The organism is Streptomyces minutiscleroticus (genome assembly GCF_014650875.1).
Classification (GTDB): Bacteria; Actinomycetota; Actinomycetes; order Streptomycetales; family Streptomycetaceae; genus Streptomyces; species Streptomyces minutiscleroticus.
Genome location: NZ_BMVU01000252.1, coordinates 1 through 640, shown reverse-complemented (window position 1 = coordinate 640; position 640 = coordinate 1). Strand labels below are relative to the sequence as shown.

At 37.5% G+C, this 640-nt stretch carries 2 protein-coding genes; both read right to left on the bottom strand.

From position 1 onward, the window contains the following. Positions 1-361, bottom strand: a 361-nt coding sequence (locus tag IE271_RS44610; protein ID WP_229920011.1) for a biotin/lipoyl attachment domain-containing protein, incomplete at its 3' end; no start/stop codon positions are given. After that, a partial coding sequence (locus IE271_RS44605; RefSeq protein ID WP_190195526.1) for a TolC family protein occupies positions 358-640 on the bottom strand: 283 nt, incomplete at its 5' end. The genes IE271_RS44610 and IE271_RS44605, both read right to left, overlap by 4 nt.

Genomic DNA, 640 nt, shown 5'->3' with positions numbered 1-640 from the left:
TAGCGATTTTTAATTTATTTTGGTTGTTTTGCAATTCAAAATACAAATTGCTCAAATCAATAGAGCTCACTTCACAGATCGCATCTCCCATTTTCACCTGCTCGCCCTCTCTTTTATAAACAGCGACCACAGACGCATCAAAACTCAAGCTCTGCACCACAGAGCTTTTACTATCAAAATCAATATAAGCGTTAAAAGGAAGCCCTTTACTAAAAATTTCTTTATCTAATTTAACAACCTTTAACCCCATAGGTTGCAAGTTTTTTTCTTCTAAAACAATTTCTGGATACTCTTTGGCCTTTAAAGAAACGCCCATTGAAAAAACGCCCATTAACATCAGCCACAATAGTGATCGCTTCAATGCAATACTCCTAATCTGGTCAAGCTCTCCCCTAAAGTTTCTTCTAAAAGCGCGCTAATGTCAATGTATTCAATCTTAGCTTCCGCTAGAGTGATGAGAGCGTCCATGTAAGAATTTTGATAAATCAAGTATTCAAAAAGCCCAATTTTTTGGGCTTCGTAAGCGATACGCCCCATTTCCATCAAACGCTTCTTATTGGCAATGGCTTCTTTTTGGGTTTCAATGTATGCTTCTTTGGTTTTGAGCTGGTTTAAGTAGGAGTTGGCGTTGATTCTAATG